The sequence below is a fragment of the Kribbella voronezhensis genome (assembly GCF_004365175.1).
GTDB lineage: Bacteria > Actinomycetota > Actinomycetes > Propionibacteriales > Kribbellaceae > Kribbella > Kribbella voronezhensis.
On the sequence record NZ_SOCE01000001.1, the window covers coordinates 379,441 to 395,611 of the forward strand.

At 68.9% G+C, this 16,171-nt stretch carries 14 protein-coding genes; 6 read left to right on the forward strand and 8 right to left on the reverse strand.

Going from position 1 to position 16,171, the window contains the following annotated elements; all coding sequences use genetic code 11:
• Positions 1–322 precede the first annotated feature (322 nt).
• Complete coding sequence (locus tag EV138_RS01720) at positions 323–817, reverse strand: regulatory protein RecX (RefSeq protein ID WP_238157904.1); 495 nt, start codon at positions 815–817, stop codon at positions 323–325.
• A 340-nt stretch (positions 818–1,157) separates the two neighbouring features.
• Here EV138_RS01720 and EV138_RS01725 point away from each other — a divergent pair, with 340 nt between their 5' ends.
• Positions 1,158–1,946, forward strand: a complete 789-nt coding sequence (locus tag EV138_RS01725; protein WP_133976709.1) for a hypothetical protein — start codon at positions 1,158–1,160, stop codon at positions 1,944–1,946.
• A gap of 615 nt (positions 1,947–2,561) precedes the next feature.
• Here the strand turns inward: EV138_RS01725 and recA are convergent.
• On the reverse strand, positions 2,562–3,647 hold the full coding sequence (gene recA, locus EV138_RS01730) for a recombinase RecA (protein ID WP_133976710.1): 1,086 nt from the start codon (positions 3,645–3,647) through the stop codon (positions 2,562–2,564).
• A 251-nt stretch (positions 3,648–3,898) separates the two neighbouring features.
• Here recA and EV138_RS01735 point away from each other — a divergent pair, with 251 nt between their 5' ends.
• Together EV138_RS01735 and EV138_RS01740 are read left to right on the forward strand one after the other, a co-directional pair.
• A complete protein-coding gene (locus EV138_RS01735) occupies positions 3,899–4,690 on the forward strand; it encodes a hypothetical protein (RefSeq protein WP_133976711.1) in 792 nt (263 codons plus the stop codon).
• Between the two features lie 53 nt (positions 4,691–4,743).
• Complete coding sequence (locus tag EV138_RS01740) at positions 4,744–5,307, forward strand: GrpB family protein (RefSeq protein WP_133976712.1); 564 nt, start codon at positions 4,744–4,746, stop codon at positions 5,305–5,307.
• A 14-nt stretch (positions 5,308–5,321) separates the two neighbouring features.
• On the opposite strand, the gene EV138_RS01745 is transcribed toward EV138_RS01740, so the two are convergent.
• Together EV138_RS01745 and EV138_RS01750 are read right to left on the reverse strand one after the other, a co-directional pair.
• A complete protein-coding gene (locus EV138_RS01745) occupies positions 5,322–5,516 on the reverse strand; it encodes a DUF3046 domain-containing protein (RefSeq protein WP_112240694.1) in 195 nt (64 codons plus the stop codon).
• On the reverse strand, positions 5,513–6,631 hold the full coding sequence (locus EV138_RS01750) for an LppM family (lipo)protein (protein ID WP_133976713.1): 1,119 nt from the start codon (positions 6,629–6,631) through the stop codon (positions 5,513–5,515). The genes EV138_RS01745 and EV138_RS01750 overlap by 4 nt, the downstream gene beginning before the upstream one ends.
• Before the next feature lie 79 nt (positions 6,632–6,710).
• Between EV138_RS01750 and EV138_RS01755 the strand changes: the two genes are divergently transcribed.
• The 3 genes from EV138_RS01755 to EV138_RS01765 all read left to right on the forward strand — a co-directional run bounded on the left by EV138_RS01755 (position 6,711) and on the right by EV138_RS01765 (position 12,639).
• On the forward strand, positions 6,711–11,309 hold the full coding sequence (locus EV138_RS01755; protein WP_133981660.1) for an ATP-dependent helicase: 4,599 nt from the start codon (positions 6,711–6,713) through the stop codon (positions 11,307–11,309).
• Between the two features lie 3 nt (positions 11,310–11,312).
• Positions 11,313–12,098 (forward strand): Fpg/Nei family DNA glycosylase, encoded by a 786-nt coding sequence (locus EV138_RS01760; protein ID WP_133976714.1) that lies wholly within the window; start codon positions 11,313–11,315, stop codon positions 12,096–12,098.
• Between the two features lie 109 nt (positions 12,099–12,207).
• Complete coding sequence (locus EV138_RS01765) at positions 12,208–12,639, forward strand: DUF4262 domain-containing protein (RefSeq protein WP_166678466.1); 432 nt, start codon at positions 12,208–12,210, stop codon at positions 12,637–12,639.
• 185 nt (positions 12,640–12,824) lie between these two features.
• On the opposite strand, the gene EV138_RS01770 is transcribed toward EV138_RS01765, so the two are convergent.
• The 4 genes from EV138_RS01770 to EV138_RS01785 all read right to left on the reverse strand — a co-directional run bounded on the left by EV138_RS01770 (position 12,825) and on the right by EV138_RS01785 (position 16,072).
• Positions 12,825–13,106 (reverse strand): helix-turn-helix domain-containing protein, encoded by a 282-nt coding sequence (locus EV138_RS01770; RefSeq protein ID WP_112240686.1) that lies wholly within the window; start codon positions 13,104–13,106, stop codon positions 12,825–12,827.
• 163 nt (positions 13,107–13,269) lie between these two features.
• On the reverse strand, positions 13,270–13,764 hold the full coding sequence (locus EV138_RS01775; protein ID WP_133976716.1) for a CinA family protein: 495 nt from the start codon (positions 13,762–13,764) through the stop codon (positions 13,270–13,272).
• Positions 13,761–14,384, reverse strand: a complete 624-nt coding sequence (pgsA, locus tag EV138_RS01780; protein WP_133976717.1) for a CDP-diacylglycerol--glycerol-3-phosphate 3-phosphatidyltransferase — start codon at positions 14,382–14,384, stop codon at positions 13,761–13,763. Before pgsA ends, EV138_RS01775 begins: the two co-directional genes overlap by 4 nt.
• Positions 14,381–16,072 (reverse strand): MiaB/RimO family radical SAM methylthiotransferase, encoded by a 1,692-nt coding sequence (locus EV138_RS01785; protein WP_133976718.1) that lies wholly within the window; start codon positions 16,070–16,072, stop codon positions 14,381–14,383. The genes pgsA and EV138_RS01785 overlap by 4 nt, the downstream gene beginning before the upstream one ends.
• Between the last annotated feature and the right edge of the window lie 99 nt (positions 16,073–16,171).

Consider the following 16,171-nt stretch of genomic DNA (forward strand, 5'->3'; position numbering starts at 1 on the left):
TGGTGGGTGCCGACTCAGCCGGGTGCGACGTCGTGGATGCCGCCTCAGCCACGCGCACGAGGTGTGGGTAGCGACTCAGTCGGGCGCACCACGTGGTGGGTGCCGACTCAGCCAGGTGCGACGTCGTGGATGCCGCCTCAGCCACGCGCACGAGGTGTGGATGGCGACTCAGCCGGACATACCACGCGGTGGGTGCCGACTCAGTCGAGTGCGACGTCGTGGGTGCCGACTCAGCCAGGTGCGACGTCGTCGGTGGCGACTCAGTCGGGTGCGATGTCGTGGGTGCTGACCCAGTCGGGTGTGCGACGTGGTGGGGCGCGGGTCAGTCGGCTTCTAGGCCGGAGTCGTTGAGGAGGGGGAGCTCTTCGTCGCTGGCGGCTAGTTCCTGCTTGATGACGGTCATTGCCAGCGAGCCCGGATATCCCTTGCGAGCCAGCAGACCCAGGAGGCGTCGCATGGCTACCTGGCGGTCGAGCGAGCGCATCGAACGGAGTTTCTTGCGGACCAGTTCCCGCGCAGTCGCTTCCTCCTGGTCGGGATCGAGCTCGTCCAGGGCATCCCGGGCCAGCTCATCGTCCACGCCACGGCGGCGGAGTTCCTGGGCAAGAGCGCGTTTGCCCAGTCCGCGGCCCCGGTGTCGTGACTCGACCCATGCGTTCGCGAAGGCGGCGTCGTCGATCAGCCCGACCTCCGTGAACCGATCGAGCACCTCGTCGGCCACCTCGTCAGGAATCTCCCGCTCAGCCAACACATCAGCCAACTCCGCCCGCGTTCGCGGCTGCCCAGTCAACTTGTCCAGCAAAATCGTCCGCGCCACCGCATGCGGATCTCCCACGGGATCCAGCTCAGGATCAGCCGGCCGAGCCGGTCCCGCCCCAAACCTCCGAGTCCGCCGCATCCCCGGCCGCCGCCCAGAACGCCCCGCGGAACCCCCGGCCCCGCCAGCTCCATCCGACACCCCGTCGCGACCGCCGCTTGCCGGTGCCTCATCCGACGCCGACCCATGACCAGCCGACCCGTCGCCTCCTATAGCCGTCGTACCGTCCTCGTCACCGTCAGCAGACGCAATCGGCGCCCCGTCGCTCAGGACCGAATCAACAGCATCCACCGATGCCGAGGCACGACTCGAACGCCCAACAGACGACGCAACTTCGTCGTTGCTGGGCACCGAACCGGCCCCAGCCGACGCGGAAGCCCCGCGGGTCGAGCCCACAGCTGAGGTCGAGGTCTCATCACCCCAGCTCGAGGCGGGCGGGGTTGAGGTACGTCGGCTCGCATCGGCCGGGGAAGTCGAGGCATCGTCACCCCAGACCGAACCAACCTCGGCCGAATCCGAAGAAGGACGGCTTGAACCGGCGGTTGGTGAGGTCGCACCGTCGTCACCCCATATCGAGTCGGCCGTCGGTGAGGTCGACGTAAGGCGGCTCGAATTGACGGGCGGGGCCGCGTCGTCGTCGCCCCAGACCGAGTCGGCGCTGGATGAGGCCGAGGTGGGCCGGCTCGCATCGGCCGGGGAAGTCGAGGCGTCCTCGCCCCAGACCGAATCAATCTCGGCGGAAGCCGAAGAAGGACGGCTTGAACCGGCGGGTGGTGAGGCCGAACCGTCCTCGCCCCAGATCGAGTCAGCACTGGGCGAGGTCGGAGTGAGGCGGCTCGAATCGGCAGGGGACGTCGAGGCGTTGTCGCCCCAGACCGATCCGATCTCGGCAGAAGTCGATGAAGGGCCGCCTGACTCGGCGGTTGGTGAGGTCGAACCGTCGTCGTTGCCCCAGATCGCATCGGCGTTTGCCGACGTGGGCGTGCTGCGGCTCGAATCCGTGGCAGGCGAGAGCGAAGGGTCATCGCCCCAGATCGAGTCGGTGGTGGGTGAGGTGGAGGCGTCAGGGTGGGAGGTTGCGGCGCTTGTGCGGCGCTTGGAAACGCGAATGCCTGCTATCTGGTCTTGAGCGTCGGGGTCGTCCGCGGGTACGTCGAACCAGTCGGGGCCGCCGGAGCGTTCTCCCGCGGTGCTCGACCAAGGGTCGAACTCGGCGGGTTCGGACGATCCCAGGCGGCTTGATCTGCCGCTGCGGCTGCTAGAGCGATTCCCAGCCTTGCCGAGGCGGTCGCCGGAGCGTTCGCTCGTTGCGCCAGTGCGGCCGGAGCGTCCGCGTGTGGAGCTGGAGCGCGTGCCGGATTCGGCGTCGTCTGTAGCCGGCTCAGTAGGGCTGGTGGTCGATCTCAGGGATCGCGCGGCGGAGCCTGTGGAGGCCGCAGCTCCGCTGTCCGGCCTGGCCGAGCGGTCGGCGGACTTGCCGGACTTAGCCGAGCGATCGGCGGACCTGGCCGAGCGGTTGCCCGTCCGGGCGGAACGGTTGGCGCGGGTGTCAGGGGTGGCCGCGGGAGAGCCGTCTCGGAACCATGGGAGGGGCTGGACGGGTGGGCGTTCCGCGTCCGGGTCGGGGCCCGCCGGTTTGGGGGGCGGGGTGATTCCCGAGAGTCCCCGGCGGACTCCGTCGGGCAGCTCCGGTAGCGACTTCTTGGAGCTGCCCTGACGGTTGGTGCCGGAAGACGGGGTGTGGTCAGAAGTCGACATCGACCTCGACCGGCGCCGTGGCGTCGACCGGCTTGTCCAGGGTCGCCCCGATGCCCATCTTCTCCTTGATCTTCTTCTCCAGCTCGTTGGCAAGATCGGGGTTGTCGCGCAGGAAGTTTCGCGCGTTCTCCCGGCCCTGGCCGAGCTGGTCGCTCTCGTAGGTGAACCAGGCACCGGCCTTGCGGACGAAGCCTTGCTCCACGCCGAGGTCGAGCAGGCTGCCCTCACGGCTGATGCCCTGGCCGTAGATGATGTCGAACTCGGCCTGCTTGAACGGCGGGGCCACCTTGTTCTTCACGACCTTGACCCTGGTCCGGTTGCCGACGAAGTCGGTGCCGTCCTTGAGGGACTCGATCCGGCGGACGTCCAGCCGGACGGAGGCGTAGAACTTCAGCGCCTTACCACCGGTGGTGGTCTCCGGGGAGCCGAACATGACGCCGATCTTCTCGCGCAGCTGGTTGATGAAGATCGCGGTCGTGTTGGTACCGCTGACCGCACCGGTCATCTTGCGCAGCGCCTGGCTCATCAGCCGGGCCTGCAGACCGACGTGGCTGTCACCCATCTCGCCCTCGATCTCGGCCCGGGGCACCAGCGCGGCGACCGAGTCGATCACGACGATGTCGATCGCGCCGGAGCGGATCAGCATGTCGGCGATCTCCAGCGCCTGCTCACCGGAGTCGGGCTGCGAGACCAGCAGCGCGTCGGTGTCGACGCCGAGCTTCTGGGCGTAGTCGGGGTCGAGGGCGTGCTCCGCGTCGATGAACGCCGCGATGCCGCCGGCGCGCTGCGCGTTGGCGACCGCGTGCAGGGCCACCGTCGTCTTACCCGAGGACTCCGGGCCGTAGATCTCCACCACCCGGCCGCGGGGCAGACCGCCGATCCCGAGGGCGATGTCGAGCGCGATCGACCCGGTCGGAATGACCTCGATCGGGGCGCGGCCCTGCTCGCCCAGCCGCATCACCGAGCCCTTGCCGCACTGCCGCTCGATCTGCGTCAGCGCGGTCGCCAGCGCCTTCTCACGATCTCCGGCCTTGCGCTGCTCCGCCGCCGCACTCGCCGCTGCACCAGCCATCTGACTGCCACCTAACCCATCTAGTAATCGGGGCCGCTGTCCCAGCCGCCCGGAGGAAATTCTTTGTCGCCAGAGACGGTATTGGTTACGTCGGACAGTTTTCGGTGCCACTTGAAATCTGTGGACAACTCGGCCGTTCCGACGAACTAGTACGAGACAAAATAACCCGAACACGTGTTCGAACCGCAACTGACACGCCGGAAGCTGCCGGAACAACCGTTCTGCCCCGCCGGGTCCCTACCCTTGCGGGCGTGACAGAGCGCCCGGACGTCCCCGATTCCGCCGTGGTCCTGGCCCTGAGCCGGGTCGAGTTCGGCATCGACTCGGTGCTGGACGCACTGCGGACCCCGGACCCCTTCGGTATCCGCAGCATCCTGACCGAGTACTCCGCCCAGGAGCAACCCAATCTCGCCGAGAAGGGCCTGATCCTCGCGATCGACCGGCTGCTGAAGATGAAGGTGCCCGGGCATGCCGAGTGGCCGACGCTGCCGCTGGCCGAGCGCTGCGACTGGTGGGTCGAGCGGCTCGGCGGGTTCGCGGCGGTCGTCGCCGGACTCCCCCGGCTCAGTGGCGCCGCGGCCGACACCCTGCCGATCAAGGACACCCTGGGCGCCGCAGTACAGGCAATGGTGATCGGTGCGGTCTGCCGCGAGTACGGCGTCGAGGCGCATGCCGATCGGACTGCCGTGATCGCCAGGGTTCTGACCGATCGCCCGATCACGCCGGACGCAGTACTCGAGTACGACGACCCCACTGCTGCCGGTCAGGACGTAGCAAGGCAACTGGGCTTCGGTGACCAGTCCGAGGAAGCAGGGCTGCGCAAGGGCATCAGGTTGGTCTGGCGGATCAGCAAGCTGCTGGGCGGACTCGGTGACGTGTTCGAGGACCGTCCACGCGGCAGTATCGGCGCCAGGATCATCGGCAAGCTCCCAGCCGTCGGTGTGGTCGGCGGCTTCTTCGACGAGCGCAAGGGCATCCGGAAGGCCGCGTACGCCGCCGCAGAACTGCTCACGACCGGCTCCTTCCGGGTCAGGCCCGTCTAACCCCACAGCGAAAGCCCTGTCCCTGCAGTGTCCGGCGCTGGGATGATCTGTCCATGAGCTCGATCGTGATCGTCCGGCCGGACGAGACCTGGCCGGCGCAGTACGAGAAGACCGCTGAGACCGTCCACGGGATCCTCGGCAGTACTGCGGTCCGCGTGGACCACATCGGCTCGACCTCCGTGCCGGGGCTTCCGGCCAAGGACATCCTCGACATCCAGGCGACGGTGGCCACCGAGCCCGACCTGGATGAGGCAGCGCAGTTGCTGGTGGCAGCCGACTGGGAGCTACGCCCGCCACGTCGCGACCACCCGGTGCCGGGTCTGCCCGGCGACGAAGGCCAGTGGGTGAAGCGGATCGTGGTCGAGCCCATGTACCGGCGCCGGGTGAACCTGCACATCCGTGTGGACGGCCGCGCCAACCAGCGGTACGCGCTGCTGTTCCGCGACTATCTACGGGCTCACCCCGACACAGCCGCGGCGTACGGCGAGTTCAAGCGCAGAGCAGCGTCGTTGCCGTTCGACGGTGTCGGCGACTATGCCGATCTGAAGGACCCGGTCTGCGATCTGATCTACCTACCCGCCGAGGAGTGGGCTACGAGGACCGGCTGGTCCGCCTGATCGAGGCGCAGGCCTCAGCGCTCGCTGGGCGGTAGCTGGAGATGGGCCCAGACGGCGCGCCAGACGGTCTTGGCGTGCTCCCCTTGGGCCAGCGCCTCGGTGACCGTACGACCACCGAGGCCGCTCACCACCTGGGTCTCGGCCCAGGTGCGTGAGTAGGCGGGACCGAGATGGCGATCCATCCGGTCCCAGAATTCTGTCAGTCTCATGCCTGCCCGTCGTTGTCCGGGCGGTTCCAGCCGCCCTGTTGTCCACCCTGTTGCGGTGGCTGTCCCCAGCCACCTTGCTGCGGCGCCGGTCCCTGCTGAGGCGGTCCCTGCTGAGGCGCCGGCCCTTGCGGCGGCCGTCCCTGTGGGGGCTGCCCCTGCGGCGGCTGGCCCTGTGGTCCAGGCTGCCCCCAGCCACCCGGCCCCTGCTGCGGCGGCCCACCCCATTGCCCTGGCTGCTGCGGTCCAGGGTACTGCCCTGGTTGCGGCTGACCCGGGTACTGCGGCTGCCCCTGCGGCCCAGGGCCGCCCGGCTGCCCGTACTGCGGTCCGCCCGGCTGCTGCCCGTACTGCGGGCCGCCCGGACCCGGCTGCCCATACGGACCACCTTGACCCGGCTGGCCGCCGTACTGGGGTCCCCACTGGCCCGGTTGCGGCTGTCCGGGGTACTGCCCGTACTGGCCCGGGTACTGCTGTTGTGCGGCGGCCTTGCGACTCCGCAGTACGAAGAACGCCACAGCGCCCGCAGCGGCGAGCAGCAGCACGATGATGAGGATGAGAGCCCACAGCGGGAAGCTGCTGCCCGACTCCGACGTCAGGTCGACATTGCCGAGCTTGTCCAGGCTGTCGTAGGTCGCCGTACGGCCGTCGACCTTGGCGCCGTCGTCGTGGGCGGTGATCTTGCCCGGCATGGTGATCTTGAAGTTGATCACCGGGTTGGAACCGGTCGAGGTCTTGCCCAGATCCAGCCCCTTGATCGTGACGTGGAACGTGTCGCCGTCCTTGCTGAAACCCACCCCGTCGCCGGTCGACGAGCCCATCTTGCTGAACGGCACGTCCTCGAGCTTGCAGTCGGACCCGATGTACTTGTCGTCGTCGAACGCCTTGCAGGTGACGCCGTCGGTGGTGGTCTGTTTGATCCCGCGTTCCATCTGGTCCCGGACCTTGTCGAGCGACTGGCCGCTGGCCTCCATCAGCTGCTTGTCGACGCCGATCTTCATCGAGCCGGAGACGGTCTGGTCCGAATTCACCTTGAGGTCGCCATCGATCTTCACGCAGCCGGTCAAGGCGACCAGGCAGGCGACGATGACGAGCGCAGCGCGCACGCGGTTCTTCATGCGCCCGATCATTCCAGAAGCGGGGGACATTTCCGCCTCGGGTGCCAACCGCGAAAAACTGTCGGCGGCACCCGGCAAGATGGGTGACGTGCAGAGATCCACCGCGTTCAGCCGCTTCTCGCCCGCGACCCGGGCGTGGTTCGGCGACGTCTTCGAAGCGGCCACCCCGGCCCAGCTCGAGGCGTGGGACGCCATCACCGCGGGCCGGGACGCACTGGTCGTAGCTCCGACCGGCTCCGGCAAGACGCTGGCCGCCTTCCTCTGGGCGCTCGACCGGCTGGCCACCGTGCCGCCGCCCGAGGACCCCAAACTGCGTTGCCGGGTGCTGTACGTGTCGCCGCTGAAGGCGCTCGCGGTCGACGTCGAGCGCAACCTGCGAGCTCCGCTGATCGGCATCCGCGAGACCGCCCGGCGGCTCGGTGAAACCCCGCGGGACGTCGAGGTCGCGGTCCGGTCCGGCGACACCCCGGCCAACGAGCGGCGCAAGTTCGCGACCAAACCGTCCGACATCCTGATCACCACCCCCGAGTCCCTGTTCCTGCTGCTCACCTCGCAGGCGCGCGAGTCGCTGCGCGGAGTCGAGACGGTCATCGTCGACGAGGTCCATGCCGTCGCGGGCACCAAGCGCGGCGCGCACCTCGCCCTCACCCTGGAGCGGCTCGACACGCTGCTGCCGAAGCCCGCCCAGCGGATCGGGTTGTCCGCGACCGTGCGCCCGGTCGAGGAGGTGGCCCGGTTCCTCGGTGGCGAGCGCCCTGTGACGGTGGTGCAGCCCGAGTTCACCAAGCAGTGGGATCTGAGCGTCGTCGTTCCGGTCGAGGACATGGCCGAGCTGGCCAACACCGAGATCGAGACCTCGGGCAGCGCAGCCGGGCCGCCGCGGCACGCGTCGATCTGGCCGCATGTCGAGGAGCACGTGTTCGACCTGATCTCGGCGCACAGCTCCACCATCGTCTTCTCGAACTCGCGCCGCCTCGCGGAACGGCTGACCGCCAGGCTGAACGAGATCGCCGCCGAGCGCGCCGAGCTGGAGCTGCCGGAAACGGGTTCGCCGGCTCAGCTGATGGCGCAATCGGGCGCCTCACTGGCCGCGCCGCCGCTGATCGCCCGGGCCCATCACGGATCGGTGAGCAAGGAGCAGCGTGCCCTGATCGAGGCCGATCTGAAGTCGGGCCGGCTGCCTTGTGTCGTCGCGACCAGCAGTCTGGAGCTCGGCATCGACATGGGCGCGGTCGATCTGGTCATCCAGGTCGAGGCGCCGCCGTCGGTCGCGAGCGGTCTGCAGCGGGTCGGCCGGGCCGGACACCAGGTCGGCGCTGTTTCGCGCGGAGTGCTCTTCCCGAAGTTCCGCGGTGACCTGGTCGACACGGCCGTGGTGGTCCAGCGTATGCGCGATGGGATGATCGAGAGTCTGCACATCCCGGCCAATCCGCTCGACGTGCTCGCCCAGCAGATCGTCTCGATCGTTGCCCTCGACACCATCGACGTCGAGGAGCTCTACAACCTGGTACGCCGGTGCGCCGCGTTCGCGACGCTGCCGCGTTCGGCGTACGACGGTGTGCTCGACATGCTCTCCGGGCGCTACCCCTCAGACGAGTTCGCCGAGCTGCGGCCGCGGATCGTCTTCGACCGGGTCAGTGGCGAGATCTCCGGGCGGCCGGGGGCTCAACGGCTCGCGGTCACCAGTGGCGGCACGATCCCGGACCGCGGCCTGTTCGGTGTCTTCCTGGTCGGCGAGTCCACGAACCACCGGGTCGGCGAGCTGGACGAGGAGATGGTCTACGAGTCGCGGGTCGGCGACGTGTTCACGCTCGGCGCCTCGAGTTGGCGGATCGAGGACATCACCCACGACCGCGTGCTGGTCTCCCCCGCCCCTGGTCAACCCGGGCGGCTCCCGTTCTGGAAGGGCGACGCCGTGGGCCGCCCGGCCGAGCTGGGCGCGGCGACCGGAGCGTTCGTGCGGACGATGGCCGCACTGCCGGCGACGAAGGCAGTCAAACGCGCGCGCGACGCCGGGCTGGACGAGTTCGCGGCCAACAATCTGGTCGCGTATCTGGCCGAGCAGAAGCAGGCCACCAGCCGGGTCCCCGACGACATCACGATCGTGGTCGAGCGGTTCCGCGACGAGCTGGGCGACTGGCGGGTCTGCATTCATTCGCCGTACGGCGGCCAGGTGCACGGGCCGTGGGCGCTGGCGATCGCGGCCCGCCTCCGCGAGCGCTACGGCATGGACGCGCAGTCGGTCTCCGGCGACGACGGAATCGTGCTCCGGCTCCCGGAGACGGACGAGGCGCCACCCGGTGCCGAGTTGGTGCTGTTCGATCCGGCGGAGATCGAGGACATCATCACGACCGAGGTCGGCGGTTCGGCCTTGTTCGCGGCACGGTTCCGCGAGTGCGCCGCGCGTGCGCTCTTGCTGCCGAGGCGAAACCCGGGCAAGCGGTCGCCGCTGTGGCAACAACGGCAGCGTTCGGCGCAATTGTTGAGTGTGGCAAGCAAATACGGCTCGTTCCCGATCGTGCTGGAGACCCTGCGCGAGGTGCTGCAGGACGTTTACGACATCGATGCTCTGAAGGACCTGCTGACCGGGATCGGCGAGCGCCGCGTCTCCGTGGTCGAGGTGGAGACGGCCGAAGCCTCGCCGTTCGCGAAGTCGTTGCTGTTCGGCTACGTGGGCGCGTTCATGTACGAGGGCGACACTCCCCTGGCCGAGAAGCGTGCCGCCGCGCTGTCTCTCGACCAAGGACTGCTCGCTGAGTTGCTGGGCAGGACCGAGCTCCGCGAACTGCTCGACGCAGAAGTCGTGCTGCGCACCGAGGCCGAGCTGCAGAGGCTGGCCGAGGACCGCCGCGCCCGTGATGCCGAAGGGCTGTTCGACGTACTGCGGATGGTTGGGCCACTGTCGATCTCCGAGGCCGCGCAGCGTTGTGTCGAGGGGGCCGACGCAGAGACCTGGTTGACGGAGTTGGCGGCCGCTCGCCGGGTCGTCAGAGTGCGGATCGCCGGCGAGCATCGGTGGGCCGTGGTCGAAGATGTCGCGCGCCTGCGCGACGCACTGGGCGTGCCCCTGCCACCTGGAGTGGCCGAAGCTCACGCCGAGCCGGTGGCCGATCCGCTCGGCGATCTCGTCTCGCGTTATGCCCGGACACACGGACCGTTCCGGGCCGTCGATCTCGCCACGCATCTCGGCACCGGTGTCGCAGTCGTGACGGACACCCTTCGCAGGTTGAGTGCTGCCGGCCGCGTGGTCGAGGGCGAGTTCCTCCCCGGTGGCATCGCGATGGAGTGGTGCGACAGCGAGGTGCTGCGACTACTGCGGCGCCGGTCGCTCGCCGCGCTGCGCAAGGAGGTCGAGCCGGTCGATCCTGCGGTGCTCGCCCGCTTCCTGCCCGCGTGGCAAGGCATCACGAGCAGCCGCGGACGCGGGTACGACGTACTGCTGGCCGCGGTCGAGCAGCTCGCGGGATGCGCCGTGCCGGCCTCGGCGCTCGAATCGATCGTGTTGCCGTCGCGCGTCCCGGGGTACCAACCCTCCATGTTGGATGAGCTGACCGCGACCGGTGAGGTGGTGTGGGCCGGTTCGGGGTCGCTGCCGGGCACCGACGGCTGGGTTTCCTTGCATCTCGCGGACAACTGCGACCTGACCTTGCCCGATCCGGATCCGACATTCGAATTGGGTGAGACCCACCAAGCGGTGCTCGATGCTCTCGCCGGCGGTGGCGCGTTCTTCTTCCGGCAGCTCAGCGACGTCGTCGGCTCAACCGCAGGTGTCGTCGACGACGAGACGCTGGTGGGCGTGCTGTGGGATCTCGTCTGGGCAGGCCAACTCACCAACGACACGCTGGCACCGGTCCGCGCCCTCGTCGGAGCAGGCCGAGGCAGCCACCGAACACGCCGTACTACGCCTCGCGCCCGCCCCGGTCGGGCGCTGCGACCGGGGCGACCGGCAATGCCGTCACGCAGCGGTCCCCCGACTGCGGGCGGCCGGTGGTCGCTACTGCCCGAGCGCAATCCTGACGCGACCCGGCGGGCGCATGCGGCAGCCGAGACACTGCTCGACCGGTACGGGATCGTCACCCGGGGCTCGGTGATCACCGAGCGCACGCCAGGTGGTTTTGCAGCGGTGTACAAGGTGCTGAGCGCCTTCGAGGAGTCGGGCCGCTGTCGACGCGGGTACTTCGTGGCTGGCCTCGGGGCTGCCCAGTTCGCTCTCCCTGGCGCGGTCGACCGGCTGCGGGCGATGGCTGAGCTGCCTGGAACTGCTGGCTCACCACCCCCTCGTGGTGCTGCGAATCGCCCCGGCAAGGAGGAGGTCGCCGCGCGAGCCGTAGTACTGGCTGCTTCGGATCCGGCGAACCCCTACGGCGCGGCGTTGCCGTGGCCGGAGCGGGACGGGCATCGGCCAGGACGAAAAGCCGGGGCACTCGTGATGCTCGTGGACGGGCGGCTGATCGTCTACGTGGAGCGTGGTGGACGGACAGTGCTGAGCTTCACCGAGGATCCCGAGTTGCTGCAGCCTGCGGTCGATGCCTTGGCACTCGCGATCAGGGACGGGCATTTGGGCAAGCTCAGTGTCGAGACGGCAGACGGTGAGCAGGTCAGGCATACGGCGTTCGGCGATGCGCTGGCGAAGGCCGGCTTCCACGCGACGCCGCGGGGCCTGCGGCTGCGGGCGTGAGCCATGCCTGAGGGAGACACCGTCTGGCGAGCGACGAAGCGGATGGACCAGGCGCTGGCCGGACATGAGCTGATGCGGACGGACTTTCGCGTGCCCACCTTGGCCACGACGGACCTCAGCGGCCGGACGGTGCTCGAAGTTGTTGCTCGCGGCAAGCACCTGCTGATGCGGCTGTCCGGTGGGCTGACGATCCATACCCATTTCCGGATGGAGGGCAGCTGGCATCTGTATCGGCCGGGCGAGCGCTGGAAGGGCGGCCCGGACCATCAGGTGAGAGCCGTGCTCGAGACCGCGAACTGGGTGGCCGTCGGCTACCGGCTGCCGGTGCTCGAAGTTCTTGCCACCGACGCCGAGAACGAGGTGGTCGGGCATCTCGGGCCGGACCTGCTCTCGCCCGGGTTCGACCGGGCGACCGCCATCGCGAATCTGGCGGCCGATCCGTCACGGACCATCAGCGAAGCGCTGCTGGACCAGCGCAACCTGGCCGGCATCGGGAACTTCTACCGCGTCGAGGTCTGCTTTCTGCTCGGTCTGCATCCCTGGCGACCGGTCTCGTCGGTCGACCTCGGGGCGGCGGTCGATCTGAGCCGACGGCTGATGAAGGCCAACTTGCGCAACGGCACCCAGGTCAGCACGGGAGTGGATCGCCCAGGTCAGCGCAGTTGGGTGTTCGAGCGGGCCGGGAAACCGTGCCGGCGGTGCGCCACGACGATTCTGACGGCCCCGATCGGCGAGCCACCGCGCGACCGGGTCAGCTTCTGGTGCCCGAACTGCCAGCCCGCTCTCTGAGCCCTGTGGACAACCCGCCGCACCCCTTCGAATCCGGATACCTTCTCTGACACATCGAACAATTGTTCGAGTCCGAGAGGAGAAGATCATGTGCTTCAAGTGCGACGGAATGACCGATGACCAGTACGCGCGGCTGGTCGAGCAGAACATCAACGCCCACGGGTGGACCGTGCAGCATGTGGAAGCCGACGGCAATCGCAACCCGTCCTTCGCCTACACGCTCGGCCTGAGCCTGCGGGGGCATCCGGAGCTGATCACCTTCGGTTGCCATCCCTACCCCGCCTACAGAGCCCTGGAGCCGCTGGCGCTGGCGGTGCTGGCCGGACGCCGCTTCGACGAGGGCCACGACCTCAGCGACCTGTACGCCGGTCGCCCAGAGCTTCTCCGAGTTCCGGACTCGACGACCCATCTCTTCCTGGCCAACGACCTGTTCCGCAGGCCGGGGCAGCCGCCGATCCCCGCGCTCCAACTGGTTTGGCCGACACGACTACAGCCGATGGCCGAACTCCTCGACTTACCGAGCCACGACGGAGATGTCTGATGAGCCCGTCGCTAGCGCGATGTCGGGTGGGGCCGTCGCTGACGCTCAGGGGCAGCGGATCGGCGGGCAATCGCCGGATACCGGAAGCGGCGCCTAGGCAACCAACAGAGCGGCGGCGGTCGGGCGGCGCTTGGCGACCAACAGGGCGGCCATCAGGCCGCAGAGACAACCAACAGGGCCGGTGGTCAGGCCGCCGAGGCGACGACCGCGGGCTCGTGGGCCAGCACCAGTGCTTCTTCGCGGGCCAGGTCTTCGCTCACTTCGGCGAAGATCGTCGACAGCGGCACATCCAGCGCCGTGCAGATTGCCGCGAGCAACTCACTCGAGGCTTCCTTCTGCCCGCGCTCGACCTCGGACAGATACCCGAGACTGACTCGGGCATCGGCAGACACCTCGCGCAGTGTGCGCCCTTGGCGCAGCCGCTTGCGCCGCAGGACGTCGCCCAGGAGGCCACGAACCAGCACCATGAGGTTTCTCCCTTCCGCCTGTCGGACCGAATCTACTCGCACGGTAGCTCGGCCGTGAGGACCAACGGTACCCGTTGCCGGGTCACTACTCCTCGCAATGTCCAGCTTCGGTGCGCCGTGCCAGTCTGCCCTACCTGTTCCCATGCTGGTCCCAACACTCCGATCAGCCTGGTTCTTCCGCGACGAGCTCGACCGCCAGCTCGAAGACTCCCTGCACACTGCCCCTTCGGACAGCTTCCCGGTCACCGCTCAACGACAACCGCCGAACCCGTACGCCGGCTGGGCCGGCCACGCCGACGTACACGGTTCCCGGCTCGACCCCAGCCTGTGGATCGGGTCCGGCCACACCGGTGGTCGCCAGCCCGTAGGTGGCCCCAAGCCGCTCCCGTACGCCGGAGGCGAGGGCCGCGGCCGTGTCCGGATGGACCGGGCCGACATCGGCCAGCAGGTCCGCGGGGACGCCGGCGAGCGTCGCCTTCAGATCGGTCGCGTAGACGATCACGCCACCTCGGTAGATCGCCGAGATCCCGGGCACTTCGGTCAGCACCGCACCGACCATGCCGCCGGTCAGCGACTCGGCAGTGGCCAGCGTGGCGCCGCGCTCTCGCACGAGGTCGATCAGCTTGTGCATGGCGGCCTGCAACTCGTCGCGCGTCATGGCAATGGCCTCTCGGCCGCCGCGCGGAGGCGGAGTGCTCGGCCGACATAGTCCAGACCCGTGACGAGCGTGACGATCACGGCCGCGCCCATGAAGACGACGGCGGTCCAGTGCAGGACAGCAACGGACTGCCAGGGAAGGAGGTAGAGACCCAGTGCGAACGCCTGCAGGACGGTCTTCAGCTTGCCGCCACGGCTGGCCGGCATCACGCCGTGCCGGATCACCCAGAAGCGGAGCGCGGTCACGCCCCATTCGCGCACCATCACGAGAATGGTCACCCACCAAGGCAGGTCGCCCAGAATGGACAACCCGATGAACGCGGCCCCGGTCAGCGCCTTGTCGGCGATCGGGTCGGCGATCTTGCCGAAGTTGGTGACCAGGTTCCAGCGCCGGGCGATGTCACCGTCGAACCGGTCGGTGACGATGGCCACCACGAAGGCCGCCGTCGCGAGCAGCCGGGCACCTTCGGCGTCGCCACCGTCGCGGAGCAGCAGCCAGACGAACAACGGCACGAGCACGAGCCGCAGCACGGTCAGCGCGTTGGCCACGTTCCAGGCACTCGGCGCGCTGAGCGGGCCGGCTGCCGCGCGCGGCACCGGGTTCGTCGGCGGGATCGTCACGCGGTCAGGTTAGCTGCCGGGACGCCTTCCCGGGTGGCCACGTGCGCGGCGTATTCCGCGATCAGGTCGACACCGTCGCTCCCGACGACCTCAGCGGACACCAGGTCACCGACGGCCAGACCGTCCGGAAGGCCGGTCAGCGTCGTCGAACCGTCCACCTCGGGGCCCTGATGCGCGGCGCGGCCTTCGGCGGTGCCGTCGTCGATCGACTCGATGAGAATCTCCACCGTCTCGCCGATCCGGGCCTCGGCGCGAGCCGAAGTCAGGTCCTCGGCCAGCCGGGTGACCCGGTCGAGGCGAGCCGCGATGGTGTCCTCGTCCAGCTTGCCGTCGTACGTCTCCGCCTCGGTCCCGTCCTCGTCCGAGTAGCCGAACACCCCGATCGCGTCCAGGCCGGCGCGGGAAAGGAAGTCGCAGAGAATGTCCACATCATCCTCGGTCTCCCCCGGGAAGCCGACGATCACATTGCTCCGGATACCCGCGGTCGGCGCCTGCGCGCGGACCAGCTCGATCAGGTCGAGGAAGCGCTCGGCGTCGCCGAACCGGCGCATCCGCCGCAGCAACGGCCCGGAAGCATGCTGGAAGGAGAGATCGAAGTACGGGACGACGCCAGGGGTCGACGCCATCGCCGAGATCAGCGTCGGCCGCATCTCGGCGGGCTGCAGGTACGAGACACGCACTCGGGTCAGGCCCGGGACGGCCGCTATCTCGCCGACGAGCGTCTCCAGCAAGCGCAGATCGCCCAGATCCTTGCCGTACGACGTGGAGTTCTCGGAGACCAGGAAGACCTCGCGGACTCCGTTCTCGGCCAGCCAGTGGGCCTCGCCGAGAACCTCGGTCGGCCGGCGGGAGACGAACGCACCACGGAAGGCAGGGATCGCGCAGAACGCGCAGCGGCGGTCACAGCCCGAGGCGAGCTTGAGCGGCGCCATCGGTCCACCGTCGAGACGGCGTCGCATTACCCGAGGGCCACTGGCCGGCGCGGACTGGAGGTCGGGGGCGTCGATGGTCAGCTCACGCTCAGAAGCCTTGACCGTGCGGCCCTTCAGCTCACGATCGGTCGAGCCGCCGGTGAGATCGGCGCGGGTGACGCCCGCTTTCTCGAGTTCGGCGTCCGTCAAAGCCTGGCCGTCGAGCACACTGAACTCGGCGCTCACCGGTGTCAACGGACGAGCAGCCTCGCCCCGCGAGCCGCTCGTCGACGCTCCCGAGGGGTCGCCGTGGCCGGGGAGTGCGACGCCGGCGGCGCCGGCACGGTCGGCTGGGGCGAGGGGCAGCAGCTTGCGGCGGTCGCGGGGGACGTGTGACTGGTGCTTGTTGCCGGCGAGGATCGACCGCAGGCGCTCGGAGATGTCGGCGTAGTCGTCGAAGCCGAGCACGGCGTCTGTTTCGGGCAGAGCCTCGGCCAGTTGCTCGCCGTACCGCTCGGCGAGGCAGCCGACGGCCACCACGGCCTGCGTGCGGCCGGAGTCCTTGTAGTCCGAGGCGGCCAGCAAGGTGTCGACGGAGTCCTTCTTGGCGGCCTCGACGAAACCACAGGTGTTGACCACCACGGTGTCCGCCTCGGCGGCATCGTCGACGAGGCGGAATCCGCCGGCTTCTAACCGGCCGGCCAGTTCCTCGGAGTCGACGTCGTTACGAGCACAGCCCAGCGTGACCAGGGCGACGGTGGTGGGAGTCTTAGTCATCACCCCCGAGTATGACTGCTCCGCCCACCCCACAGAAACCAGCCCATCAGCACCACTCCCCCAGAGGCACGCGAATCGGCGCCGCCGAGCAGACAGGCG

Excerpts from the sequence above, each read along its gene's own strand:
- EV138_RS01775 (WP_133976716.1), bottom strand. The coding sequence starts at position 13,764 with ATGACGCGCGACGAGTTGCAGGCCGCCATGCACAAGCTGATCGACCTC.
- EV138_RS01765 (WP_166678466.1), top strand. The coding sequence starts at position 12,208 with ATGACCGATGACCAGTACGCGCGGCTGGTCGAGCAGAACATCAACGCC.
- EV138_RS01760 (WP_133976714.1), top strand. The coding sequence starts at position 11,313 with ATGCCTGAGGGAGACACCGTCTGGCGAGCGACGAAGCGGATGGACCAG.
- recA (WP_133976710.1), bottom strand. The coding sequence starts at position 3,647 with ATGGCTGGTGCAGCGGCGAGTGCGGCGGCGGAGCAGCGCAAGGCCGGA.
- EV138_RS01785 (WP_133976718.1), bottom strand. The coding sequence starts at position 16,072 with ATGACTAAGACTCCCACCACCGTCGCCCTGGTCACGCTGGGCTGTGCT.
- EV138_RS01745 (WP_112240694.1), bottom strand. The coding sequence starts at position 5,516 with ATGAGACTGACAGAATTCTGGGACCGGATGGATCGCCATCTCGGTCCC.
- EV138_RS01750 (WP_133976713.1), bottom strand. The coding sequence starts at position 6,631 with ATGAAGAACCGCGTGCGCGCTGCGCTCGTCATCGTCGCCTGCCTGGTC.
- EV138_RS01770 (WP_112240686.1), bottom strand. The coding sequence starts at position 13,106 with ATGGTGCTGGTTCGTGGCCTCCTGGGCGACGTCCTGCGGCGCAAGCGG.
- EV138_RS01755 (WP_133981660.1), top strand. The coding sequence starts at position 6,711 with ATGGGTGACGTGCAGAGATCCACCGCGTTCAGCCGCTTCTCGCCCGCG.
- EV138_RS01740 (WP_133976712.1), top strand. The coding sequence starts at position 4,744 with ATGAGCTCGATCGTGATCGTCCGGCCGGACGAGACCTGGCCGGCGCAG.